The 22,224-nt window shown below is 76.3% G+C and carries 25 protein-coding genes; 14 read left to right on the forward strand and 11 right to left on the reverse strand.

Going from position 1 to position 22,224, the window contains the following annotated elements:
* Window positions 1-58: 58 nt before the first annotated feature.
* The 7 genes from FSW04_RS25860 to FSW04_RS10585 are packed head-to-tail and all read left to right on the forward strand — an operon-like array spanning window position 59 to window position 4,993.
* A complete protein-coding gene (locus FSW04_RS25860) occupies window positions 59-502 on the forward strand; it encodes a hypothetical protein (RefSeq protein ID WP_187369400.1) in 444 nt (147 codons plus the stop codon).
* Window positions 489-905: a hypothetical protein gene (locus FSW04_RS25865; RefSeq protein ID WP_187369401.1), complete on the forward strand. Its 417-nt coding sequence runs from the start codon at window positions 489-491 to the stop codon at window positions 903-905. The genes FSW04_RS25860 and FSW04_RS25865 overlap by 14 nt, the downstream gene beginning before the upstream one ends.
* Complete coding sequence (locus tag FSW04_RS10565; RefSeq protein WP_187369402.1) at window positions 902-1,846, forward strand: FAD:protein FMN transferase; 945 nt, start codon at window positions 902-904, stop codon at window positions 1,844-1,846. Before FSW04_RS25865 ends, FSW04_RS10565 begins: the two co-directional genes overlap by 4 nt.
* Entirely contained in the window at window positions 1,843-2,424 is a 582-nt protein-coding gene (locus FSW04_RS10570; RefSeq protein ID WP_146919019.1) for a ferric reductase-like transmembrane domain-containing protein, read from the forward strand. Before FSW04_RS10565 ends, FSW04_RS10570 begins: the two co-directional genes overlap by 4 nt.
* A gap of 9 nt (window positions 2,425-2,433) precedes the next feature.
* Window positions 2,434-3,138, forward strand: a complete 705-nt coding sequence (locus FSW04_RS10575; RefSeq protein ID WP_146919021.1) for a response regulator transcription factor — start codon at window positions 2,434-2,436, stop codon at window positions 3,136-3,138.
* Window positions 3,135-4,571 carry a sensor histidine kinase gene (locus FSW04_RS10580; protein ID WP_146919023.1) on the forward strand — a complete coding sequence of 479 codons (1,437 nt, stop codon included), beginning with the start codon at window positions 3,135-3,137 and terminating at the stop codon, window positions 4,569-4,571. Before FSW04_RS10575 ends, FSW04_RS10580 begins: the two co-directional genes overlap by 4 nt.
* Entirely contained in the window at window positions 4,568-4,993 is a 426-nt protein-coding gene (locus FSW04_RS10585) for a hypothetical protein (protein ID WP_146919025.1), read from the forward strand. The genes FSW04_RS10580 and FSW04_RS10585 overlap by 4 nt, the downstream gene beginning before the upstream one ends.
* An 18-nt stretch (window positions 4,994-5,011) precedes the next feature.
* Here FSW04_RS10585 and FSW04_RS10590 read toward each other — a convergent pair whose 3' ends face one another.
* Window positions 5,012-5,200: a DUF1259 domain-containing protein gene (locus FSW04_RS10590; RefSeq protein ID WP_146919027.1), complete on the reverse strand. Its 189-nt coding sequence runs from the start codon at window positions 5,198-5,200 to the stop codon at window positions 5,012-5,014.
* 50 nt (window positions 5,201-5,250) lie between these two features.
* On the opposite strand from FSW04_RS10590, the gene FSW04_RS27030 reads away from it, so the two are divergent.
* The 3 genes from FSW04_RS27030 to FSW04_RS10600 are packed head-to-tail and all read left to right on the forward strand — an operon-like array spanning window position 5,251 to window position 7,930.
* Entirely contained in the window at window positions 5,251-5,508 is a 258-nt protein-coding gene (locus FSW04_RS27030) for a hypothetical protein (RefSeq protein ID WP_228431127.1), read from the forward strand.
* Window positions 5,505-7,160 (forward strand): AMP-binding protein, encoded by a 1,656-nt coding sequence (locus tag FSW04_RS10595; RefSeq protein ID WP_228431128.1) that lies wholly within the window; start codon window positions 5,505-5,507, stop codon window positions 7,158-7,160. The genes FSW04_RS27030 and FSW04_RS10595 overlap by 4 nt, the downstream gene beginning before the upstream one ends.
* The gene (locus FSW04_RS10600) at window positions 7,157-7,930 is read left to right on the forward strand and encodes an SDR family NAD(P)-dependent oxidoreductase (RefSeq protein ID WP_146919031.1); all 774 of its coding nucleotides are present in this window, start codon (window positions 7,157-7,159) and stop codon (window positions 7,928-7,930) included. The genes FSW04_RS10595 and FSW04_RS10600 overlap by 4 nt, the downstream gene beginning before the upstream one ends.
* A gap of 148 nt (window positions 7,931-8,078) precedes the next feature.
* Here the strand turns inward: FSW04_RS10600 and FSW04_RS25870 are convergent, their stop codons facing one another.
* From FSW04_RS25870 to FSW04_RS10635, 8 genes are all read right to left on the reverse strand, one after another.
* Window positions 8,079-10,301 carry a hypothetical protein gene (locus FSW04_RS25870; protein WP_187369403.1) on the reverse strand — a complete coding sequence of 741 codons (2,223 nt, stop codon included), beginning with the start codon at window positions 10,299-10,301 and terminating at the stop codon, window positions 8,079-8,081.
* A 30-nt stretch (window positions 10,302-10,331) separates the two neighbouring features.
* Window positions 10,332-10,817: an ATP-binding protein gene (locus FSW04_RS10610; RefSeq protein WP_146919033.1), complete on the reverse strand. Its 486-nt coding sequence runs from the start codon at window positions 10,815-10,817 to the stop codon at window positions 10,332-10,334.
* 417 nt (window positions 10,818-11,234) lie between these two features.
* Window positions 11,235-12,710 carry an outer membrane protein assembly factor BamB family protein gene (locus FSW04_RS10615; RefSeq protein ID WP_146919036.1) on the reverse strand — a complete coding sequence of 492 codons (1,476 nt, stop codon included), beginning with the start codon at window positions 12,708-12,710 and terminating at the stop codon, window positions 11,235-11,237.
* Window positions 12,711-12,970: 260 nt separating this feature from the next.
* Window positions 12,971-13,093, reverse strand: a complete 123-nt coding sequence (locus FSW04_RS28150; protein ID WP_321167693.1) for a hypothetical protein — start codon at window positions 13,091-13,093, stop codon at window positions 12,971-12,973.
* A 91-nt stretch (window positions 13,094-13,184) separates the two neighbouring features.
* The gene (locus tag FSW04_RS10625; protein WP_146919038.1) at window positions 13,185-14,081 is read right to left on the reverse strand and encodes a hypothetical protein; all 897 of its coding nucleotides are present in this window, start codon (window positions 14,079-14,081) and stop codon (window positions 13,185-13,187) included.
* A 112-nt stretch (window positions 14,082-14,193) separates the two neighbouring features.
* Window positions 14,194-14,361: a hypothetical protein gene (locus FSW04_RS25875; protein WP_187369404.1), complete on the reverse strand. Its 168-nt coding sequence runs from the start codon at window positions 14,359-14,361 to the stop codon at window positions 14,194-14,196.
* A gap of 10 nt (window positions 14,362-14,371) precedes the next feature.
* Window positions 14,372-14,782 carry an EamA family transporter gene (locus tag FSW04_RS10630; protein ID WP_187369405.1) on the reverse strand — a complete coding sequence of 137 codons (411 nt, stop codon included), beginning with the start codon at window positions 14,780-14,782 and terminating at the stop codon, window positions 14,372-14,374.
* Window positions 14,783-15,037: 255 nt separating this feature from the next.
* A complete protein-coding gene (locus FSW04_RS10635) occupies window positions 15,038-15,493 on the reverse strand; it encodes an Lrp/AsnC family transcriptional regulator (protein ID WP_146919043.1) in 456 nt (151 codons plus the stop codon).
* 111 nt (window positions 15,494-15,604) lie between these two features.
* Here FSW04_RS10635 and FSW04_RS10640 point away from each other — a divergent pair, with 111 nt between their 5' ends.
* Window positions 15,605-17,968, forward strand: a complete 2,364-nt coding sequence (locus FSW04_RS10640) for a transketolase-like TK C-terminal-containing protein (RefSeq protein ID WP_146919045.1) — start codon at window positions 15,605-15,607, stop codon at window positions 17,966-17,968.
* A 31-nt stretch (window positions 17,969-17,999) separates the two neighbouring features.
* Entirely contained in the window at window positions 18,000-19,313 is a 1,314-nt protein-coding gene (locus tag FSW04_RS10645; protein ID WP_146919047.1) for a dihydrolipoamide acetyltransferase family protein, read from the forward strand.
* Window positions 19,314-19,329: 16 nt separating this feature from the next.
* Here the strand turns inward: FSW04_RS10645 and FSW04_RS10650 are convergent, their stop codons facing one another.
* On the reverse strand, window positions 19,330-19,623 hold the full coding sequence (locus tag FSW04_RS10650; RefSeq protein ID WP_146919049.1) for a putative quinol monooxygenase: 294 nt from the start codon (window positions 19,621-19,623) through the stop codon (window positions 19,330-19,332).
* 173 nt (window positions 19,624-19,796) lie between these two features.
* Between FSW04_RS10650 and FSW04_RS10655 the strand changes: the two genes are divergently transcribed.
* Window positions 19,797-20,762 (forward strand): zinc-binding dehydrogenase, encoded by a 966-nt coding sequence (locus FSW04_RS10655; RefSeq protein WP_146919051.1) that lies wholly within the window; start codon window positions 19,797-19,799, stop codon window positions 20,760-20,762.
* A 130-nt stretch (window positions 20,763-20,892) separates the two neighbouring features.
* A complete protein-coding gene (locus FSW04_RS25880) occupies window positions 20,893-21,228 on the forward strand; it encodes an STAS domain-containing protein (protein WP_187369406.1) in 336 nt (111 codons plus the stop codon).
* Here FSW04_RS25880 and FSW04_RS10665 read toward each other — a convergent pair.
* A complete protein-coding gene (locus FSW04_RS10665) occupies window positions 21,225-22,223 on the reverse strand; it encodes an NADPH:quinone reductase (protein WP_146919055.1) in 999 nt (332 codons plus the stop codon). The genes FSW04_RS25880 and FSW04_RS10665 overlap by 4 nt on opposite strands.
* Window position 22,224 lies beyond the last annotated feature (1 nt).

Genomic DNA, 22,224 nt, shown 5'->3' on the forward strand with positions numbered 1-22,224 from the left:
TCCAGGGCTTTACCGAGGCTTGGGCGCCGCCTGCAGGGCCGCCGGTCACCCTGGCGCCATGTCCATGTCGAAGATCCTGATCACCGGTGGCGCCGTCGCGGGGCTCGGCGCGGTCGGCGCCGTCGCGCTGGCCTCCAACGACGCGGCGCCCGCCCCGGCGGCCGCGCCGGCCGCCGGCCGCGTCGCGCAGCCCGCCACCGAGGTCCGCACGATCACGGTCACCAAGGTGATCCACCGCGTCCGCCACGAGCACGCCAAGGCGGCGGCGAGCGGTGCGTCGCACTCGGCGGCGGGCGCCTCCGTCCCGGTCGCCGCCGCACCCGCGCGCGTGGCCGCGCCCGTCCGGGCGGCGGCGCCCACCGCCGCCGCACCGGTGGCCGCCGCGCCGAGCAGAGGGGCGTCGGTGCCCGTGCGGACCTCGTCGTCGCCGGCCGCCGGCAGCGGCGACGACCACGGGCGTGAGCACGACGACGCCGGCGGGGAGTCGCATGGCGACGACTGATCACGGCCGCCGCGTGCGGGTGCGCCCGCCCGCCGGCACCGCCACGGCGGCGGCCGCCACGACCGCCTTCGTGGGCATCGGCGCGGCGCTGACCCTCCAGATGGCCGCCGGCCGCGATCCGGCGCTGGGGCGTGCGCACGCCGCGGCGCCGGCGGTCACGGTCCCCGCCCCGCGCCGCGTCGTCGTCCGCGAGGTGCGCCGCCGCGTCATCGTCGATGTCATCCGCGACCGCCCGGAGCCGGGGGCCGCGGCGTCCTCGGCCGCGACGGCGGGCACCGCGGTGCGCACCTCGGCCCCGGCGGTCGCCGCCGCGCCGGCCGCCGCCGCCCCGGCGCCGGCGCCGGCGGCCGCGACCCCGGCGCCCGCTCCCGCTCCCGCGCCCATCGCGACCCGATCGTCGTGAGCGCCGCCGTCGACACCTCCTTCGCGGCGCTGGGCACCACGGTCCGGCTGCTGCTGGACGGCGACGGGGCACAGGAGGCCGCGGCCGCCGCGCGCCGTTGGATCGGCGCCTTCGACGCCTGCGCGTCGCGCTTCCGCGCCGACAGCGAGCTCTCACGCCTGAACGCCGACCCGCGCGAGCGCGTCCCGGTCTCGCCGCTGCTGGCCGCCGCGATCGGCGCCGGCGCGTGGGCCGCGCAGCGCACCGGCGGCCTCGTGGACCCCGTGCTCGTCGACGCGCTGCAGGCCGGCGGGTACGCCGGGCGCTGGGACCCGGCCCGGGCCATGGACCTGCGCACCGCGCTGGACGCCGCACCCGCCCGCCGGCCGGCCGCGGCCGATCCCGGCGGCCGCTGGCGCGCCGTGCACGCCGACGGCGACGCCGGCGTCGTCACCCGCCCCGGCGGCCTGCACCTGGACACGGGCGGGACCGGCAAGGGCCTGGCCGCCGACGCCCTGCTGCACGTCGTCGGACCGCGCCGGGCGGTGATCGACCTCGGCGGCGACATCGCCCTGTCGCCCGGCCCGGCGGACCCACGCCCGTTCGAGGTCGAGGTCACCGACCCGTTCTCCCGCCGGACGTCGCACGTGCTGTCCATCACGGCGGGGGCGGTGGCCACGTCGGGGATCGACGCCCGGCTCTGGGCGGGCCCCGACGGGCCGTCACACCACCTGCTGGACCCTTCCACCGGCCGGCCGGCGTGGACGGGGATCGTGTCGGTCACCGCGCTGGCGCCGACGGTGCTGGAGGCCGAGGTCCTCGCGAAGGCGGCCCTGCTGTCGGGCCCCGCCGGGGCGGCGCCCTGGCTGGCCGAGCACGGCGGCCTCGTCGTGCACGACGACGGCGAGGTCCGCGCGGTCGGGCCGCTGGCCGCCCGCGCCCCGGCGGCGGTGATCGCATGACCGGTCCCGATCCCCTCGCCCACGGCTGGTGGCTGGCCTCGCGCGCCTCGGGGCTCGTCGCGCTCGGCCTGCTGACCGTCGCGGTGCTCGCCGGGCTGGTGCTCGGCGGCCGCCTGGACGCCCGGCCCGGCGCGGCGCGCGCGTTCCGGGTGCTGCACGAGCAGGCCGCCGTCGCCGGTCTCATCGCCGTCGGCGCCCACGGCGCCACGCTGCTCGGGGACGCCTGGCTGCGGCCGGGCCTGGCCGGCGTGCTCGTGCCCGGCGCCATCGGCTACCGGCCGCTGCCCGTGGCCGCCGGCATCGTCGCCGGCTATCTGGCGGCCGCCCTGGGGCTGAGCCACCCCCTGCGCCGCCGCATCGGCATCCGCCGCTGGAGGGCCGCACACCGGCTGACGATCGTCGCCTACGGCCTCGCGATCGCCCACACGATCACCGCGGGCACCGACGCCGCGGTGGGCTGGGTGCGCTGGCCGACCCTCGCCGGGGCGGCCGCGGCGGGCGTCCTGCTGGTCTGGCGGATCGTGGCCTCGCGCCGCCGCGCGGTCGTGGCGCCCGGGCGCGTGGCGGCGCAGCGGTAGCGTGCGTCCGTGCCCGCACCGCGGATCCTGTACGTCGAGGACGAGCCGTCGATCGCCGAGCCCTTCCGCCAGGCGCTCGTGCGCGAGGGCTTCGAGCCGACCGTCGCGCGCACGGCCCGCGAGGCGCTGGAGCTCGTCGACGCGCTGGAGCCCGACCTCGTCCTCCTGGACCTCGGCCTGCCCGACGCCGACGGCCGCGACGTGTGCCGCGAGCTGCGCCGGCGCTCCGCGGTCCCGATCATCATGGTGACCGCGCGCGACTCCGAGGCCGACCGCGTGCTGGGGCTCGAGCTGGGCGCCGACGACTACGTCGTCAAGCCGTTCAGCGGCCGCGAGGTCGCGTCGCGCATCCGCGCGGTGCTGCGCCGCACCGGCCCGGCGGCCGCCGAGCCCGCGCCGCGCGTGCTGGGCTCCGGGCCGCTGCGCATCGACGTGGCCGCGCGGCGCGTGTTCCTGGGCGACGACGAGGTCGAGCTGGCGCGCAAGGAGTTCGACCTGCTCGTCGCGCTGGCCGGGCGCGCCGGGACCGTCGTGACCCGCGAGGAGCTCATGGCGCAGGTCTGGGACGTCAACTGGTTCGGCTCGACCAAGACCCTCGACGTGCACGTCGGCAGCCTGCGCCGCAAGCTCGGCGACGATCCCGCCGCGCCGCGCTGGCTGCAGACCGTCCGCGGCGTCGGGTTCCGGTTCGCCTCCGACGACGCCTGGCCATGAGCCTGCGGGTCGTGCTCGGGCTGGCCGGGGCCTACGTGGTCCTGCTGGCCGTCGTGGCCCTCGAGGTCCCGCTCGGTCTGGCCCTGCGCGACCGCGTCGACGCCGAGGTGCGTGCCCAGGCCTCGGCGCAGGCGTCGATCGTGGCAGCCACCGCCGGGGACCTGTTCACCGTCGCGCGGCGGCCCGCGCTGCGGGCGCTGGCCCGGCGGGCGGCCGCCGCCGCGCACGGCCGGGTGCTCGTCGTCGACGCCCGCGGGGTCGTGCTGGTCGACAGCGCCGGGCCGGCGGCCGTCGCCACGTCGTACGCGTCGCGGCCGGAGATCGCCGCGGCGCTGCGCGGCAGCACGGTGCAGGACACCCGGCGCTCGCAGACGCTGGGCCGCGACCTGCTGGCCACCGCGTCGCCGGCCGTCCACGACGGGCGCACCGTCGGCGCGGTCCGCGTCACCCAGAGCGTGGCCGCCGTGCACCGCGCCGTCCGCCGCTCGTGGGTGACGCTCGGGCTGCTCGGCCTCGCGGTCCTGCTCCTCGCCGCCGCCGTCGGGGCGCTCGTGGCGGGCCGGATCTCGCGGCCGCTGGGCCGGCTGCAGCGGGCGGCCGAGCACGTCGCGGCGGGCGACCTGACGGTCGTGGCCGAGGTCGACGGGACCCGGGAGCAGCAGTCGCTGGCGCGCTCGTTCAACGAGATGACCGCGCGCCTGTCGCGCCTGCTGCGCTCCCACCATGACTTCGTGGCCGACGCCTCGCACCAGCTGCGCACGCCGCTGACCGCGCTGCGCCTCCGCCTGGACGAGGCCGACGCCGCGCTGCAGGCCGGGGGCGACCCCGAGGCCGCGCGCCGCGAGCTGCGAGCTGCCACCGCGGAGGCCGACCGGCTCACGAAGATCATCACCGAGCTGCTCCTGCTCACGCGCGCGCCCGGGACCCTCGCGCTGCGCGAGCCCGTCGACCCCGTGGCCGTCGTCCGCGCCGCGGCCGCCCGCTGGGAGCCGGCCGCGGCCGCGCGCGGCATGTCGTTCGCCGTCCGGGCCGAGCCCGGCCCCGCCGTGCTCGCCGCGCCCGCCGACCTCGACCGCGTGCTCGACGCGCTCGTCGAGAACGCTCTGGCCTACGCGCCGCCCGGGACGACCGTCACGCTCGGCGCCGGCGCCGGCGCGATCCACGTCGAGGACGAGGGCCCGGGCGTCGATCCCGACGAGGCCGAGGCCGTCTTCGGCCGCTTCCACCGCGGCCGCGCCGGTCGCGCCACGCCCGGCGGGTCCGGCCTCGGCCTGGCCATCGCCCGCGAGCTGGCCGCGCGCTGGGACGCGACGGTCGCGCTGGCGCCGCGCCGGCGCGGCGGCACCCGGGCCACGATCACGCTCGTGGCCGCCGGCCCGGGCGACGCGCCGTGGGGCGCGGCCGACGGCGGAGCGGTGGAGGCCCGGTCGTGAGGGCACGGTGGCGGATCGCGGCGCTGGCCGTGCTCGGCGTGGTCGCGGCCGCGCTGGTGGGCCTGGCGGTCTCCGACCTCGCCGGACGGCGGATCGGGCTCACCGGTCAGCCCCTGGGCGACCTGCGCCAGCTCGCGCCCTCGCCGGTCGCGCGGACGACGACGACCACCGTCCGGACGACGACCACCCAGCTGCGCCGTCCGCGCCCGGCCCGGACGACGAGCACGGCCCCGGCCCCGACGTTCACCGTGCCTGCCCGGCCCGCGACGCCCGCGCCGGCCCCCGCGCCCGCGCCGACGCGAACCACGAGCCCCGCGCCGCCCCGGCGGGGCGGCGACGACGGCGGGTCGGGCTCGCGCCCGCAGGGCTCCGACGACGGCGGCCCGAGCCGCGGCGGGGGCGGGCGCGGCGGCGACGACTGAGGTCGCCGCCGCGGTGCCTCAGCCGGCGTTCGTCGGCGCGACGCCCTCGCGGACCGCGGCGGCCGGGGCGTAGGCGCCGCCCACGTTGAGCATGTGCGAGTAGTGGAGCTGGGGCTGCTCGTCGGTCTCCTGGTCGTAGAGGCAGCCGACGTGCCAGCGCTGCCCGCGCACCGTCGCGACGACCGGGTTGATCTCCGACGCGATCATGGAGACCGTGCGGCCCGCCGCGACCCGCTGCGACGTGCGAGGATCGCACGATGGCGCAGATCCGGGTGACCGTGCAGCCGTCGGGGGAGGCCTACCTCGCGCTCGTCGTCGGCGAGCCGCCGGAGGTCCGCGACTCCGTCGCGGTCGACGCGCTCGAGGACGCCGACCGGATCCCGGCGCTCGACGGGATCGTCCTGGACTTCGACCGCCACGGCCGGCTCGCCGGCCTGGACGTCACGGGCTCGGCCGACTCCGTGCTCGCGCCGTCCCTGCTGGAGGCCGCGGCGCCCGCGGGCCGCGCCCGGTGACCGGCCCCGACCGCGCGCCGGCGTTCCCGGCGCCCCGCGACGGCGACCGCCACCGCGCCACCGGCGACTGGGACGGCGTGCTGCTGGGCGCCGAGCTCGACGCGGCCGTGGCCGCCGGGCCGCAGCGCCTGGCGGTCGTCGACGGCGAGCACCGCCTGACCTACGCCGAGGTCGGCGACCGCGTCGCGCGCGCCGCCGCGGGGCTCGCGGCGCTCGGCGTCGGCCGCGGCGACGTCGTCACGTGGCAGCTGCCGAACTGGTGGGAGGCGCTCGTCGTCCACCACGCGATCCTGCGGCTGCGCGCCGTCAGCAACCCGGTCATGCCGATCCTGCGCGAGCGGGAGCTGACGTTCATGCTCACGCAGTCGCGCGCTCGCGTCATCGTCGTGCCCGAGACGTTCCGCGCGTTCGGCTTCGCCGCGATGGCCGAGGACCTCCGCGCGTCGGTCCCGACGCTGGAGCACGTCGTCGTCGTGCGGCCGGCGGGCGAGGACCCGCGGGACTTCGCCCGCCTCGTCGACGAGCACGATCCCATGGCGGCTGACCCGGAGGCCACCGCCGAGGACCCGGTGGTGCTGATGTACACGTCGGGGACCGAGTCGGTGCCCAAGGGCGCGGTGCACAGCCACGTCACCATGCGCTACGAGAACAGGTCGATCCGCGACATCTACGAGCTGACCGGCGACGACATCGTGTTCATGCCGTCGCCGGTGGCGCACATCACCGGCCTGCTCTACGGGGTGCACCTGCAGGTGCTCCTGGGCACGACGGTCGTCTACCTCGACGTGTGGGACGCCGGCCGGGCGCTGGAGCTCATCGAGCGCGAGGGCTGCACGTTCGAGGTCGGCGCCACGCCCTTCCTGCACGGCCTGGCCCACCACCCCGACCTGGCCAAGCGCGACATCTCGCGCTTCCGGCTCTTCGCCTGCGGCGGCGCCGACGTCTCGCCCGAGATCGTGCGTGTCGCGACGGCCGCGCTGGACTGCACGGTCGTGCGGGTCTACGGCTCGACGGAGTTCATGACGGCCTCCAGCGGCGTCCGGGGCGACCCGCTGGACAAGCGGGCGCAGACCGACGGTGCGATCATCGGCAACGCGCAGGCGCGCATCCTGCGCGAGGACGGAACGGAGGCCGGCCCGGGGGAGGTCGGGGCGCTGCGCCTGCGTGGGCCCGACGGGTTCAACGGCTACCTCGACCCGGCGGTCGCGCCGGGCGCGATCGACGCCGACGGCTGGTTCGACAGCGGCGACCTCGCCGCGATCGACGCCGACGGGTACCTCACGATCCACGGCCGCCAGAAGGACATCATCATCCGCGGCGGCGAGAACCTGAGCGCCAAGGAGATCGAGGACAACGTCTTCGAGCACGAGGCCGTGCAGGAGGTCTCGATCGTCGCGATGCCCGACCCCGTCATGGGCGAGCGCGCGTGCGCGTTCGTCGTGGCCGCACCGGGCGCCGCGCTGACGCTGCCCGACCTCGTCGCCCACCTCGAGGCGCGGCGCATCGCCCGCCAGAAGTTCCCCGAGCGCCTCGAGCTCGTCCCGGAGCTGCCCCGGACGGCCACCGGCAAGATCCAGAAGTTCGAGCTGCGCCGCCGCATCGCGGAGCTGGTCGCCGCCGAGCGCGAGCACACCACCGAGGGGGACGGATGAGCACCGACACCGCATCGACGGCCGAGACCACCTGCGTCGTGACGGGAGGCGCGTCGGGGATCGGCCTGGCCGTCGTGGACCGGGCGCTGGACACGGGGACCTTCGCGCGGTGCGCCGTCCTCGATCGCGGGGAGGGCGGCTTCGCCGATCTGCAGGAGCGCCACGGCGGCCGCGTGCGGTTCGTGTCGTGCGACGTCAGCGACGAGGCCGGCGTGGTGGCGGCCTTTGCGGAGGTCGACGACTGGTCGCCGCGCATCGGGGGCCTGGTGACCTGCGCCGGTGTCGCGCGCTTCACGCCGTCGCTCGAGCTCGACCAGGAGCGCTGGGACGAGGTCCTGAGCGTCAACCTGACCGGCCTCATGTTCTCGTGCCGCGAGGCGGCGCGGCGCATGGGGCCCGCGGGCGGGGGCGCGATCGTCAACCTCGCGTCGGTGTCGGCCATGGTGGGCTACCCGCGCCGCCTGGCGTACTCGACGTCCAAGGCCGCGGTGGCCGGGCTGACGCGCACGCTGGCCGTGGAGTGGGCGCCGGAGGGCATCCGCGTCAACGCGGTCGCCCCTGGCTACACGCGCACGGCGATGGTCCAGAAGCTCATCGACAACGGCGACATCGACCACGACACCTACGCCGCGCTGGCTCCGCAGAACCGCTTCGGCGAGCCCTCGGAGATCGCCGCGCCGATCGTCTTCCTGCTGTCGGACGCGGCGAGCTTCATCACCGGCGTGACGCTCCCGATCGACGGCGGGTTCATGGCGCTGAAGGTGCCGTAGGGGTCTCGGTCCGGGGCGTCCGACCCTCGCGTCTGGAGGGTGCGGGCCGAGGGCCCGCGCCCTCCCTGGCGCGGCCCTCCGGCGTTCGTGTCCCTTCAAGCGGCGCCTCCCTGCGCCGGTCCCGTGTGGCGCTTCCGTGCGCCGTAGCTCACGCCAGGCGCAGCCTCGGCGTCGTGACGCTGCCCCCGGCCGACACGCGCACGCGGATCCCCGCCCGCCCGTGGGTGGCGGCCAGGACGCGCCCGCGACGCAGCAGGTGCACCGTGGCGTGGCCGCGATGGCCGGCCTTGACCGAGTACTTGGCGGAGCCGAGCAGGCGGCCCGAGCGCGTGATCTTCAGCGTGCCCTTGCACGTCGTCACGTGCGACGCCGGGCAGCTCAGCGAGATCCGCACGATGCCGTGGCGCCGGACCTTCAGCACCGTCGAGACGATCCGCAGGTGCCGCCGCGCGGCCGGCGGGGGCGTCCCGCCCGCGCCGCCGCCCGTGCCGGTCACCAGGACGCGGTCGGGCCCGGCGAACGTGCCGAAGTCCGTCAGGGCCACGGCGCGGTAGTGGATCGTGCTGCCGGCCGGCAGGCCGCCGAGGTCGGTCGCGAACGCGGCGGGGACGACGCCTGCGCCGAGGACCTGATCGGCGGTCTGGTTGCCGTAGGCCGTCGTGGCCCCGAACTCGAAGCGCACACGGGTCGCCGCGCCGCCCGGGTTCGCCGAGCCGGACAGGTGCGCGGTCGAGCTCGTCACCGAGGTCGCGTCGCCCGTGCTGACGTCGGTCGGCGCATAGGTGTGCGCGAGCAGCCGCTGCGGCGAGCCCGCGGTCGTGTGCAGCGCGAACGGCGTGCCGACCGCCTGGCCGGGGCACACGGAGCCGTCGGCGCTGAACGGATCGGCCGTGCAGCTCGAGGAGATCGGCGAGCGGACGTCGGCGTCGACCGGGTCCAGCGTGCCGTCGACCTTGAAGGCCGGCGCGGCCGCGCCGCCCTCGAAGTGCCCGACGACCGTGCGCAGCGCCCCGCCGGTCTGGGTGTGCCAGCTGATGTAGGGGATGTTGCCCGAGAACGTGATGTCGGGGCGCGAGGCGTCCAGGGCGGGATCCGACACGGGCCGGCCGCCGTTGAACAGCTCGAAGTGGTCCCCGCCGACCAGGCGCGCGACGAAGATCGCGTGCACGCCGCCGCCGGTGTCCTCGGACCAGACGATCCACGGCACCGTAGGCGAGCCCGGCGTCAGGGTGCCCGAGGCGATCCGCGGGTCCTCAGCGTTGTGATCCGCCTGGGCGTTCTGCGAGCAGGCGTCCTCGGAGGTCGTGTCGACCGCGCAGGCGCCGAAGCCGTGGGTGCCCGTGGCGTCGAGCACCTCCGTCCTGCCGGCCGTGCCGCGGCCCACCGCGACCCAGCGGAAGCCGCCGTCGGCGCTCGGGTCCGCGACGCCCTTGGCCGCGAAGACCTGCTCGGTGCCGCGCAGGCCGATGCCGCTCGTGCCCTGCTCGTACCAGGTGATCCACGGCACGGTGTCGCCGGGCCCGGTGAACGCGGCGTCGGGCTCGACGCCGTCGCGGGTCGGGTCGATGTTCAGCGTGGGGTCGGTCGCGCCGGCCGACGTCGCGGCCGCCTTCGTGGTGCGCTTGATGCCGGTCTGCTGCCAGCAGAACTGGCTGACGCTGGTGCCGCCGCCGGGCTGGTTGGCCGAGCAGTCGGTGGCCTTGATCCCGCGCGAGACGAAGATCTGCTGCGGCGAGGCCGCGTTGCTCGCGCCGCCGTCGCGCTCCTGCCAGGCCACCCACGGCACGGGGTTGTTGCCCGCCACGGTCGCGCCGCCCGCCACGGCCGGGTTCTCGGCGTCGCGGTCGGTGTGGATGTTCAGCGAGGGGACCTTGAACGCGGGGGCGCGGTCCTGGCCCTCGGGGATCCACGTCCGCGCCGTCGCGTCGAAGCGGCTGGCGAAGATGTTGGTCGCGGTCCCCAGGTGCGGGTTGGGCTCGTACCACGCCGTCCACGGCACGGTGCGCCCGGCGCCGGCGAAGTCGATCGACGGGGCCTCGGCCTCCTGCGTGGGGTCGATGTTCAGCGCGCCGCCCTGGGTCGACCAGACGCCGCCCTTGAAGGCGCGCACGAAGATCTGCTGGGCGCCGGCGGTCTTCTGCTCGAACGTCGCCCACGGGACGCGCACGCCACCGGCGGCGAGCGAGCCGCTGACGACGTCGGAGACGCCGGCGTCGCGGCCGGGGTCGATGCCCGCGGCGACGTCGTCGTTGACCTGGGCGCCGGGCGGCAGCCCGACGATGGCGGCGGGCGCGCCGGAGACGGCCAGTCCGAGGGTGGCGGCCGCGGCCGCCGTCAGCACGGCACCGCGTCGCCTGATGGCGGAAGGCATGGGATCCTCCTGGGGTGGTGATCGGGTGGTTCAGGACCCGGGGCGGCGTGCGCCCCGGGTGACGCCCAGACCGGCGAGGGCCGGCAGGGCGGAGAGCACGGCGACGTAGCCGACCAGGGGCGCGCCGGGGTGCGTGAGATCGCCGGCGTGCAGCGCCGGCAGCGCCAGCAGCGCGAGGCACCAGGCCCCGAGCGTGGCGTACGGGATGAAGGCCTCGGAGCGGTGCCGCAGGTGGTCGTCGAGGACCTCCCCGAGGCCGGGCACGACGGGGGCGAGCTCGGCGGCCTGCGGGCCCGCGAACCGGCGCGGGCGGCCGGTGCCCGGGGCCGCGGCGTCGGCGCGGGTGGCCAGCTCGTCGAGCAGACGGGTCTTGCCGATCCCGGGCTCGCCGCTGAGGGCCAGGGCCATGGAGCGCCCGTGCTCGAGGTCGGCCAGCGTGGCGGGCAGTGCGGCAAGCTGCGCCCGGCGCCCGATGAGCCGCGCCGGGCTGCTCGCGCTGTGGGTGGCGGTCGGCATGGCGGCTTCGGCGCGACTGTACCTGGCACGTCCGCGCGCGTGGGGGCGAATGGCCACACCGTTCGCGCGGGCGTTGTGCGGGCGGTGCTGGAGGCGCCGCGGGAGCGCCCCCGGCGCGCACGCACGGGGCCGGCGGCCACCACGCGCTTGGAGGGCCTGATCGCCCACTCCGCCTCGTCGACGGTCAGCGACCGCGCGGGCGCGTCACCCGATGAGCGGATGAAGGCCGGCGAAGCCGCCGCCCGGCAGGACCTGGCCGGGGTCGCCGCCGAGCCACTCGGCGATGAGCGCCTGGTGGCGGCGACACGGGGCGAGAACGCAGCATTGCCCGGACTCTTCGGGCGGCGCCGGGCGCGGCGGGCCGGCGCCCCGGGCGGACGCCCGCGGGCCTCAGCCCCGGGCGGACGCCCGCGGGCCTCAGCCCGCCGACCAGATGTCGAGCACGCCCCCGTTGGTCTGGTGATCGTTGGCGTCGCCCTCGCCGAGCACGAGGTGGCCGCCGCCGACCGCCGGGCTGTTCCAGTGCCCGACGCCGGCCTTCAGCGTCCCCACCGAGCGGCCGGTCGCCGCCCGGTAGACGCGCACGCCGCCGCCCGTCGGGTCATAGACGTAGAGCAGGCCGCCGGCGATGACCGGGCTCGTGCCCGCGTGCGCGTTGCCCCACAGCGGGCGCAGCCGGCTCTCGCGCACGGCGTAGGCCGTCGTGCCGCCGCCGGTGGTCACGACGACCGTCGTGCGCGACCCGTCGTGCCAGACCGCCGGGGCGGTGAACATCATCTGGCCGCCCGGCGTGGGCAGGACCTGCAGGTCGCCGCCCAGGCGCCGGCCCGCCGCGCCCGTCGTCCCGTACAGGCGGGAGAGCGCGAGCAGGTGCAGCCTGGAGTCCTTGCCGCCCTGCAGCACGAGGCCGCCGCCGAGGTAGGCGGGCGACGCGGAGCCCACATCGACGTCGCCGGCCTCGTAGGCCGCCTGCTGGGCCGGGGTCCAGTGGGCGAGCAGCCGGCGTGCGTCCGGGGACAGCCGGACGACGCTGTCGCCCCAGTTGTGCACGCCGTCGAACGGGCCGTTGCTCGTCGCCGCCAGCAGGTCGCCCGAGCCCGGCAGCACCACGGCGCCCGCGCGCCCCCAGATCGCCGCGTCGCTCGCCGCGCAGCTCCAGGGCACGATGATCGTGGCGCGGTCCGAGCACAGCGAGTTGAACACGCCGTCGATGTGGCCGCTGCCGCGGTCCAGCGTGACGACCTTGCCCTGGTAGGGCGGAGCGTCGCCGACGTAGCCGCCCATCGTCGCGATGACGCGGCTGCCGCTGACGTTCAGCGACGAGGTGAGCTTCTCGTGCGTGGCGTCGCGCGTGATCGTCACGGGCCAGCCCGGGGCCTCGCGGCCGTCCGCAGCCGACAGCTTGTGGATGGCCCCGTCGGGCGACGCGGCGAAGATCCAGCGCCGCGACGGGTCCGCGGCCGGGGACGCGTTGGTGATCTGCGCGCTGCCGGCGAGGCGGCCGAACGACGACGGGGTGAACGTCCAGCGCAGCCGCCCCGTCGCGAGGTCGACGGCGACGGTCTTGCCGTAGGTCGTGGTGGCGTAGGCCGTGCCGCCGAGGATGATCGGCCCGCTGTCGACGGTCCCGGGGACGGCGACCTGCCGGCGGTGGAGGCCGCCGAGGCCGGGGGCGGTGATGCCCGGCGACGCGTTCGTGGCGCCCGGCCGGGAGGGTGAGAGGCCGAACATGGGCCAGTCCGTCAGGCGGCCGGCGGCGGTGCGGGCCGCCGGAGCGGGCTCGGTGGTCGTCGCCGGCGTGGCGCCCGAGACGCCGGCCTCGGTGCTGCCGCACGCCGCCGGGGCCAGCGCCGCCGCCGCGGCGCCGACGACGAGTGACCGGGTCAGCCGCATCCGGGCGACGCTAGCAGCGGTCCGTGGGCCCCCGGCCCGGCCGGGCGCCCGCGCGCTCCCGCGGCGCCCTCAGACGGCGACGGTGTCGCGGTGGCGGTCGGCGGCGGTGACGGTCGGCCAGGAGTCCCACGTGATGCGCAGGATCACGAGCGCGATGACGAGGCCGATGACCGCGGACGCCCTCGTGGGACCGCGTGATCGCCGGGTCCACGAGGCCGTGGGAATGGCGGTGGCCGTGGTCGTGCCCGTGCCCGGCCACGTCAGGCCTGCGCCGCCGACGCCGCATGGTCGTCGTGCAGCTCGTGGACGACCCGGTGGCCGTCGCGGCGCCCGACGACGAGGCCGAGGTGGTGCAGCAGCCGCAGCTGGTGCGAGCCCTCCATGCCGATGGCCTCGGCCAGATCGCCGGCCGCGGCGGGGCCGGGGTGCAGCCGGGCGAGGATCCGCAGACGGCTCGGGGCCGAGAGCGCGGCGTCAGTTCGTGATCACCGGCGGCGGGTCGGAGCCGGCCGCCGGGTCGGCGGGCACGGGGTCGGCGGGGGTGACGGCCGCGGTGCCGAGGACGATGCGCCGGGCGCGCAGCGTGGGGACCGGGGCGCCCGTGGCGTCGGTGGGCCACGTCGACGGCGCGGTGAGCCGGCCGACGACGGTCAGGTCGCCGGCCGAGGCCAGCGCGGCGTCGCGGGCGGCGGCCGTGAGCACGACGCCGCCGGCGACGACCGCGGTGCGGTCGTCGACCAGGACGCGGGCGGCCCGGCCGGCCAGCGCGGCGCCGGTCGCGGCGGGGCGACCGTGCAGGCCGTCGAGCGATGTCAGGGTGACCGTCAGGTCGCCCGAGGCGTATCCGGTCGCGTGGACGTGCGCCCGCAGGGTTCTGTGCAGGAGCCGGCGCAGCGCGCGGGCGCCGGCGCGCGACGGGCCGGCCGGGTCCGTGCCCGGCGTGGCGGCCGTCGCCGGCGTGCCCGGCGTGGCGTCGCCGTCGTCGTGGTGGTCGCTCGGTGTGGGCGGCTGGTGGGTGCGGTCCAGGACGACGGCGGCGACCACCGGGTCGGCGAAGGCGTCGGCGGTGGAGATGATGACCTGGTCGCCCACGGCGACGTCGGCCAGCGTGACCGAGCCGTCCCCGTCGACGTCGGTGACCCAGAGGCGCGTACGCGGCGTGACCGACACGTCGATCGTCACGCCGCTCAGCGACGCCAGGCGCTCGGGCCCGGGGCGTCCGGCGGCCGGGATCTGGACCTGTAGCGCGCCGGGCGACACGGCGCTGACGGTGCCGGCGACGGTCTGCAGCGCGGGGGCGTCACCGCCGCCGCGACCGTGGTGGTGGCCGTCGGCGAGGGCCGGGGTGGTGGGGGCGACGGTGGCGGCCACCGTGGCGACGGCGAGGGCGAGACGAGGGTTCACACGAGTCGGTGTCGGCGTGCTGACATCGGCGCTCAAGGTCCTGGACCCGTGGTGGACGGACGGTCGGTCCGGGAAGCGGTCAGCCGCCGGGCGGCGGCTCGCCCGGCCCCGGATCCGGCGGCTCCTTGGCCGCCGCCGCGCGGAACACGAAGTGCCACAGCGCCCAGATCCCCACCCAGCCCAGCACGATCACGGCCATGAGGAAGATCCCCATGACGGTCCCCGAGCTCATGGCCTCCGGCGGCACGCCGCCGACGCTACCCCAGGCCGACGAGCAGCACGCCGGTCACCGTGACCGCGACGCCCGCGAACTGCAGCGTGCTGAGCTTCTCGCTCAGGAACACCACCGAGAGGACCGCGACGATCGCCGGGTAGGACCCGACCACGGGGGAGACGAGGCTCGCCGGCCCGCGGTCGAAGGCCATGTAGATCGTGATGAGCCCGGCCCCGCCCGCCAGGCCGCTGAGGCACGCCAGCCAGATGGACGACGGCGCCCACGACGACGTCTTCTGCCCGAGCCACACTGCGGCGACGCCGACGATGACCGACATGACGCCGAAGAGGATCGACGCCTGCACGGGCGTGGCGGTCTTCAGGGCCAGCTTGCCCAGGAACCCCCACATCGCGAACAGCACGACGGTCATCAGCGCGTAGGCCAGCCAACCCATGCGGGCGAGCATGGCGTGCGGGTCGGATGGACCGGCGCCTCGGGGCCGTGCGCGCGACGGCCTCGAGGCGGTCGGCGCCCTGGGTGGGCTCGGCGCCGACCGCCGAGCATCGCCCCGATCGCCTTGCCGACGATCACCGCCGCCGATCCCACCCCTCCGAACACCAGCACGACGTCCCCCAGCACGACGGTTCGGCATGGTCCGTCCCGGAGCCGGGCGCGGCGCCGGCCGCCGGCGCGCCCGGTCACGAGCCGTTCACGCCATCCCGTCGCGCGTCCACGTGCCGAGCACCATCAGCGTCTTGGTGCCCACGACCTTGCCGCTGCGCCGCAGCTGGTCGACGACGCGCTTGAGGTGGTCGACGTCGGAGACGCGCATCCAGACCAGCGCGTCGGGGTCGCCCGCCATGGTGAACACGGCCTGGACCTCGGGGAGGTCGGTCGCCACGCCCGCGATGTCGTCGACCTTCGTGGTGCCGGCGAAGCGTAGCTCGGTGAAGGCCTCCAGCGGCTGCCCGACCTTGGCGTGGTCGAGCAGGACCGTGTAGCCGCGGATCACCCCGAGGGCCTCCAGGCGGTCGATCCGCCGCTTGACGGCGGGCGAGGACAGGCTCACCCGGGCGCCGATGGCGGCCAGCGTCGCACGCCCGTCGGCGCGCAGCAGGTCGATGATCTCCAGGTCGGTCGCGTCCAGGCGCTCGTCGCTCGTCATGGAAGAATCTTACGCTGAGCGGATATTAGGCCTCTGATTCTTGCGTCGGATACCGGAGTGACCGCGCAGGGGGTTGCGACGCGGGCCACGAACGACTTTTCTACGTTCCGAATGACCACCGGGGAGAACATCGTGGCCGCCGACGTCACCGCCGCCGAGCCGGGCCCGCGCCCGGACATCGACCTCCAGACGCTGGATGCGATCCAGCGCAGGGTCCTCTGGCTGGCGACGAGCATGATCCATCACGCCAACAAGGTGCGGTCCACGCCGTCGGGCGTGAAGGTCGGCGGGCACCAGGCCTCCTCGGCCTCGATCGTGTCCATCATGTCGGCGCTCTGGTTCGCGCATCTGCGCGCGCCCGACCGCGTGTCGGTCAAGCCGCACGCCAGCCCGGTCCTGCACGCGATCAACTACCTGCTCGGCCGGCTCGACGCGTCCTACCTGACCGAGCTGCGCTCCTTCGGCGGCCTGCAGAGCTACCCCAGCCGCCGCAAGGACCCCGACCCGGTCGACTTCTCGACGGGCTCGGTCGGCATCGGCGCGACCGCGACGATCTGGAGCGCGCTGGCCCACCGCTACGTCGCCGGGCACTTCGAGGCCCCGCGCGGCGGCCGCCACATCTCGCTGCTGGGCGACGCCGAGCTCGACGAGGGCGCGATCTGGGAGGCCCTGGTCGACCCGGCCGTCCCGCGGCTGGGCGAGGCGCTGTGGATCGTCGACCTCAACCGCCAGTCGCTGGACCGCGTGGTGCCCGACATCGCCGCCGGCCGCATCGGCGCGATGTTCGAGGCCGTGGGCTGGCAGACGATCGTCGTCAAGTACGGGCGCCGGCTGCGCGGGCTGTTCGAGCGCCCGGGCGGCGAGGCGCTGCGCGACCGCATCGACTCCATGCCCAACGAGGAGTACCAGCACCTGCTGCGCTCCACGCCCGAGCAGCTGCGCGAGCGGCTGCCCGGCGAGGGCCGCGGGCATCGCGAGGTCCAGCGCCTCATCGCCGACGTCGAGGACGCCGACCTCGGCGCGGCGGTGCGCGACCTCGCCGGCCACGACCTCGTCGACCTGCTCGACGCCTTCGCCCAGGCCGATGCGGTGACCGACCGGCCGTCGGTGATCTTCGCCTACACCATCAAGGCGTGGAGCCTGCCGACCGAGGGTCATCCGGCCAACCACTCCGCCCTTCTGAGCACGGAGCAGTGGCGCGCGCTGGCGGGCCGGCTCGGCGCCGACGCCGACGACCCGTGGCGCCGCTTCGACGAGGGCTCGGCCGAGGCCGAGGTCTGCCGCGCGACCGCACAGCGGCTCGAGCGCGAGCCGACGCCCGCCGCGCAGCCGCCCGCGGTGCCCGCCGACCTGGGGCGCGCCCACGCGGGGCGCTCCTCGACCCAGCAGGCCTTCGGGCGCTTCTTCGTCGACCTGGCCCACAGCGCGCCCGATGTCGCGCGTCACGTCGTCACCGTCAGCCCGGACGTCGCGTCCTCGACGAACCTCGGCGGCTGGATCAACCGCGTCGGCATCTGGCACATGGGCGACCGCATCGACTGGTTCGCCGACGACACCGACACGCTCGTGAAGTGGCGCGAGAGCGCGCACGGCCAGCACATCGAGCTCGGCATCGCCGAGGGCAACCTCGTCGGCCTGCTCGGCGAGCTCGGCGCGACGTGGTCGCGCGACGGCCGCCCGCTGCTGCCCATCGGCACGATGTACGACCCGTTCGTCAACCGCGCGCTCGAGCCGTGGTCGTTCGGCATGTACGCCGGCGGGCAGTCGATCCTCGTCGGCACGCCGTCGGGCGTCACGCTGGCGCCGGAGGGCGGTGCGCACCACTCGATCACCACCCCGTCGGTCGGCCTCGAGCAGCCCATGTGCGTCGCGTGGGAGCCCGCGTTCGGGCAGGACCTGGAGTGGACGCTGCTCCACGCGCTCGGGCGCCTCGGTCGGCCCGACGGCACGTCGTCGTACTTCCGCCTGACGACGCGGCCGATCGACCAGGCGCTGGCCGCGGTGCCCACGGATCCCGAGGACCTCGCCCGGCGCCGCGAGCACGCGCTGGCCGGCGGCTACGTCCTGAGGACCGCCGAGGCGGCGCCGGAGGTGACGCTGGTGGGCATGGGGGCGATCCTGCCCGAGGTGCTCGGCGCGGCCGATCAGCTCGCCGAGGCGGGCATCGCCGCCGACGTCGTGTGCCTCACGTCCGCCGACCTGGTCTTCCGCGCGCTGCGCGCGCGGCAGGGGATCCGCGAGGGCGACGACGACATCCTCGACGTCCTGTTCCCGGCCGGCCGGGCCGCGCCGATCGTCACCGTCCTGGACGGGCACCCGCACACGCTCGCCTTCCTCGGCGCCGTGCGCGGGACGGCGATCGCCAACCTCGGCGTGGACGACTTCGGCCAGTCCGGCGACGTGCAGGACCTGTACCGCCACTTCGGGATCGACGAGGATGCGATCGTCGACGCCGCGCTCGACCTCGTCCGCTGACCGCCCCGCCCGTCCGATCGGAACGCCCCTCATGACCGACTTCCTCATGCCCAAGCTGTCCGACTCCATGGAGGAGGGCACGATCCTGAAATGGCTCAAGCGCGACGGCGACGTGGTCGCCGAGGGCGAGGAGATCGTCGAGATCGAGACCGACAAGGCGACGGTCACCCACGTCGCCGACGCGGCGGGCGTGCTGTCGATCCGCGTGCCCGAGGGCGACTCGGTCGCGGTGGGCGCCATCATCGGCGAGATCGACGGCGCCGCCGCGGCGCCCGAGCCGGCCGCTGCCGCCGAGGCCGAGCCGGCAGCGTCTGAGGCCGAGCCGGCCGGGGCGCCCGAGCCCGCCGCGTCGGCACCCGTGCCGGCAGCGGCCCCGGAGCCCGTCGGCGCGGCGGCGGCGTCGTCCAACGGCGGGGCCTCCGGCCACCGCGCCTCGCCGCTGGCCGCGCGCATGGCGCGGGCGCACGGCATCGACCTCGGCACGATCTCCGGCAGCGGGCCGCGCGGGCGCATCACGCGCTCCGACGTCGCCGCGGCGGGCGGCATCGAGGCACCGGCCCCGGCGGCTGCCCCGGCGCCCGCGGCGGCGCCCGCCGCGGCCGTGGCCTCGGGTCCCGCTCCGGCCGCGTCCGAGCCCGCGCCGGCCTCCGGCGCCAAGGGGACGGCGACGACGCAGACGCTGACCCGGCTGCAGCAGACGATCGCGCGGCGCATGGCCGAGGCCAAGGCCACGGTGCCGGAGTTCCAGGTGCAGACCGAGGTCCGCATGGACGAGGCGATCGCGCTGCGCGCCGACCTGCGCACCCAGGCGGGCGAGGGCCCGGTCCCGTCGCTGAACGACTTCATCGTCAAGGCGGCCGCGGTCGCGCTGCGCGACCACCCGCGCGCCAACGGCTCCTACCGCGACGGCGGCTTCGTGCTGCACGAGCGCATCAACGTCGGCGTGGCCGTCGCCACCGACGACGGGCTCATCGTGCCGACGGTCTTCGACGCCGACGGCAAGTCGCTCGGCCAGATCGCCCGCGAGGTCCGTGGCATGGCCGAGCGCGTGCGCACCGGCCAGATCACCCCGCCCGAGCTGTCGGGCGGCACGTTCACGGTGTCCAACCTCGGGATGTTCGGGATGACGGCGATCACGCCGGTCATCAACGTGCCGCAGGCCGCGATCCTCGGCGTCGGCGCGGTGCGCGAGGTCCTGGCGCGGGTGGACGGCGAGATCGTCGACCGGTCGCTCATGACGCTCACGCTGACCTGCGACCACCGCATCCTCTACGGCGCCGACGCCGCCCGCGTGCTGGCCCGCATCCGCGAGCTGCTCGAGGCTCCGCTGCTGCTCGTGCTCTGAGCGCGCGCCCGCGCGCTCAGCCGTCCCAGGTCTCGTAGAACGCCCGCTCGCGGCTCTCCAGCCGCGGGATGGCGTCGCCGAACCCGTGGGCCTGGAAGTGCTCGGAGGCCGCGTGGGCCTCGTAGCCGGCCTGGTCGGTGTACTGCTCGTAGAAGAAGAACACCCGCGGGTCCTCGGGATCCCGGTGGGCCTGGTAGTGCAGCATCGCGGGCTCGGCCTGCGACGGCCCGATGAGCTGCCGGATCGCCTGGGCGACGGCGTCCTCCTCCCCGGGCTTCGCGGTCCACTTGGCGGTGACGACGTAGGCCATGGCGCGGATCCTATGGGGCGGGGTGGGCGCTTGGGGCGTGCCGGGCCGGCGTCGGGGTGGATGTCGCGAAGGTGGGGCGTGACGCCACCGTCGCGACATCGGCCCGCGCCGCCGGCGCCCGGTGGATGGCACCGCGATACTCCCGGTTGCCCGCCCGCGACCCCAGGAGCCCCGTGTTCGCCGTCTACGCCGCCCGCCTGAACCCCGATGACCCGCTGTCCGCGCTGGAGCTGGGCGAGCGCCCCGAGCCCGACGTCCCCGAGGGCTGGACGACGGTGACCGTGCGTGCGGCCTCGCTCAACCACCACGACCTGTGGTCGCTGCGCGGCGTCGGCCTGCGTGAGGAGCAGCTGCCGATGATCCTCGGCGGCGACGCGGCCGGCGTCGACGAGGACGGCAACGAGGTCATCGTGCACTCGGTGATCACCGACCCGGCCTGGCGGGCCGACGAGACGCTGGACCCCAGGCGGTCCCTGCTGTCCGAGCGCCACCCGGGGACGATGGCCCAGCGCGTCGCGGTGCCCCGGCGCAACCTCGTGCCCAAGCCGGCCGAGCTGTCCTTCGAGGAGGCGGCGTGCCTGCCCACGGCCTGGCTGACGGCCTACCGCATGCTCTTCGTGCGCGGCAACGTCACGCCCGGCGCGACCGTGCTCGTGCAGGGCGCGGGCGGCGGCGTGACGACCGCGTTGACCGTGCTCGGGGCGGCCGCGGGGCTGCGGATGTGGGTCACGAGCCGCTCGGAGGCCAAGCGCGAACGGGCGCTGCAGCTCGGCGCCGACCGCGCGTTCGCCCCCGGCGAACGGCTGCCCGAGCGCGTGGACGCCGTCATGGAGACCGTGGGGGAGGCGACCTGGCGCCACTCGCTGACCTCGCTGAAGCCGGGCGGCACCCTCGTGGTGTCGGGCGCCACGAGCGGCCAGGCCCCGGCGGCCGAGCTCAACCGCGTGTTCTTCCTCCAGCTCTCGGTCGTGGGCTCGACGATGGGCACCCGCGACGAGCTCGTGCGCCTCGTGCAGTTCTGCGTGGAGTCGGGGGTGCGCCCGGTCGTGCACGGCACGCTCGCGCTCGCCGAGGCGCGCGATGGCTTCGCGGCGATGCTCGGCGGCGACCTCGTCGGCAAGGTCGTCTTCACCGTGTGAACGGGCGCGCCCACCAGGCCGGATCCGAGCGATCCGGCGCCAAGCTCACTGGGACAGGGCGTCCGCTTACGGGGCAGGGAGGCGTGGGTTCCAGCGATCGCGACGGCGGCGTGCGCCGTACCCGGTGAGCATGACGGGTGCCATCTTCCACATGTCCGTCTTCGACGAGGAGACCCCGCCGCGGCTCGTCCTCGAGGGTGACGTCGACATCTCGGCGCTGTCGCGGGCCCGGGGGGCGCTGCGCGGCCTGCTGGCGGCGGCGCCGCCGGTCGTCGTGGTCGACCTGAGCGCGGTCGACCTGCTGGAGACGACGACCGTCGGCTGGCTTGTGCGCGAGCGCATCGGCGCCGTCGAGCAGGGCACCAGCGTGGTCTTCGTCGGCGCCCAGCCCGTGCCCCGCCGGCTCATCGAGATGGCCGAGGCCGTCCTGCGCCCCGACGACTCGGGCCGCCCGCCGGCGCCCTAGGCGAGCGGGACGTCGATGACGACCTTGCCGACCGCGGCGGCCTCGACCGCGTCGTGCGCCGCGGCGGTGTCGGCGAGCGCGAAGCGGATGAACGGGAGCGGGCCCAGCGCGTCGTCGCGCAGGGCCTGCGTGATGTCCTGCACGGCCTGGCGCTTGGCCTCGTCGGGCATCGTGTAGACCAGCATGAACGCCAGCGCGGCGTTCTTGGTCAGCAGGCCGGGCGGTGGCAGGACCGCGGTCTGGGTGACCGAGTAGGTCATGATCGTGGCCCCGGGGGCGATGACCGCGACGTCGGTCTCGAGGTTGCCCGGCAGGTCGACCTCGATGACGCGCTGCACGCCGCCGGGCGCCCAGGCCTGCACGCGCTCGGCGACGTCCTCCTCGCGGTAGTTGACCACCAGGGCCGCGCCGGCGCCCGTGGCCAGCTCGGCCTTCTCGGGCGAGCTGACGGTCGCCGCGACCTCGGCGCCGCCCCAGCGCGCGAGCTGGATCGCCGCATGGCCGACCGCGCCGGCGCCGCCGTGCACGAGGATGCGCTGCCCGGTCAGCGGCCCGTCGGCGAAGAGGCAGCGGTGCGCGGTCATCGCCGGGATGCCCAATCCTGCGCCGACGTCGAAGCCGATGCCCTCGGGCAGCGGCACGGCCAGCCCGGCGTCGAGCGCCACGTACTGCGTCGCGGTGCCGTTCGGGCGCTGCCAGCGCGCGAGGTAGAGCCACACGCGCTCGCCCACGCGCCCGGCGTCGACGCCGTCGCCGACCGCGACGACGACGCCGGCGCCGTCCTGGTTGGGGATGACCCAGGGGTCGTTGCCCGCCGACAGGCCGCCGCCGCGCGCCTTCCAGTCCGTCGGGTTGACGCCGCTGACGTGGATCTGGACCAGGACCTCGCCGGGACCCGGGACGGGGCGGGGGATCTCGTCGATCCGGATCGTGCCGGCGTCGTCGCCGGAGGCGGGGTAGCGGGCCGCGAGGATGGTGGAGGGCAGCGTCGTCATG

This window comes from Baekduia soli (assembly GCF_007970665.1).
Taxonomy (GTDB): domain Bacteria; phylum Actinomycetota; class Thermoleophilia; order Solirubrobacterales; family Solirubrobacteraceae; genus Baekduia; species Baekduia soli.

Coding starts and splice junctions, on each gene's coding strand:
- FSW04_RS25860 (WP_187369400.1), top strand. CDS start 59: ATGTCCATGTCGAAGATCCTGATCACCGGTGGCGCCGTCGCGGGGCTC.
- FSW04_RS25865 (WP_187369401.1), top strand. CDS start 489: ATGGCGACGACTGATCACGGCCGCCGCGTGCGGGTGCGCCCGCCCGCC.
- FSW04_RS10570 (WP_146919019.1), top strand. CDS start 1,843: ATGACCGGTCCCGATCCCCTCGCCCACGGCTGGTGGCTGGCCTCGCGC.
- FSW04_RS10580 (WP_146919023.1), top strand. CDS start 3,135: ATGAGCCTGCGGGTCGTGCTCGGGCTGGCCGGGGCCTACGTGGTCCTG.
- FSW04_RS10590 (WP_146919027.1), bottom strand. CDS start 5,200: ATGATCGCGTCGGAGATCAACCCGGTCGTCGCGACGGTGCGCGGGCAG.
- FSW04_RS27030 (WP_228431127.1), top strand. CDS start 5,251: ATGGCGCAGATCCGGGTGACCGTGCAGCCGTCGGGGGAGGCCTACCTC.
- FSW04_RS10600 (WP_146919031.1), top strand. CDS start 7,157: ATGAGCACCGACACCGCATCGACGGCCGAGACCACCTGCGTCGTGACG.
- FSW04_RS25870 (WP_187369403.1), bottom strand. CDS start 10,301: ATGCCTTCCGCCATCAGGCGACGCGGTGCCGTGCTGACGGCGGCCGCG.
- FSW04_RS10610 (WP_146919033.1), bottom strand. CDS start 10,817: ATGCCGACCGCCACCCACAGCGCGAGCAGCCCGGCGCGGCTCATCGGG.
- FSW04_RS10615 (WP_146919036.1), bottom strand. CDS start 12,710: ATGCGGCTGACCCGGTCACTCGTCGTCGGCGCCGCGGCGGCGGCGCTG.
- FSW04_RS28150 (WP_321167693.1), bottom strand. CDS start 13,093: ATGGAGGGCTCGCACCAGCTGCGGCTGCTGCACCACCTCGGCCTCGTC.
- FSW04_RS10630 (WP_187369405.1), bottom strand. CDS start 14,782: ATGGGTTGGCTGGCCTACGCGCTGATGACCGTCGTGCTGTTCGCGATG.
- FSW04_RS10635 (WP_146919043.1), bottom strand. CDS start 15,493: ATGACGAGCGACGAGCGCCTGGACGCGACCGACCTGGAGATCATCGAC.
- FSW04_RS10640 (WP_146919045.1), top strand. CDS start 15,605: ATGACCACCGGGGAGAACATCGTGGCCGCCGACGTCACCGCCGCCGAG.
- FSW04_RS10645 (WP_146919047.1), top strand. CDS start 18,000: ATGACCGACTTCCTCATGCCCAAGCTGTCCGACTCCATGGAGGAGGGC.
- FSW04_RS10650 (WP_146919049.1), bottom strand. CDS start 19,623: ATGGCCTACGTCGTCACCGCCAAGTGGACCGCGAAGCCCGGGGAGGAG.
- FSW04_RS25880 (WP_187369406.1), top strand. CDS start 20,893: ATGACGGGTGCCATCTTCCACATGTCCGTCTTCGACGAGGAGACCCCG.
- FSW04_RS10665 (WP_146919055.1), bottom strand. CDS start 22,223: ATGACGACGCTGCCCTCCACCATCCTCGCGGCCCGCTACCCCGCCTCC.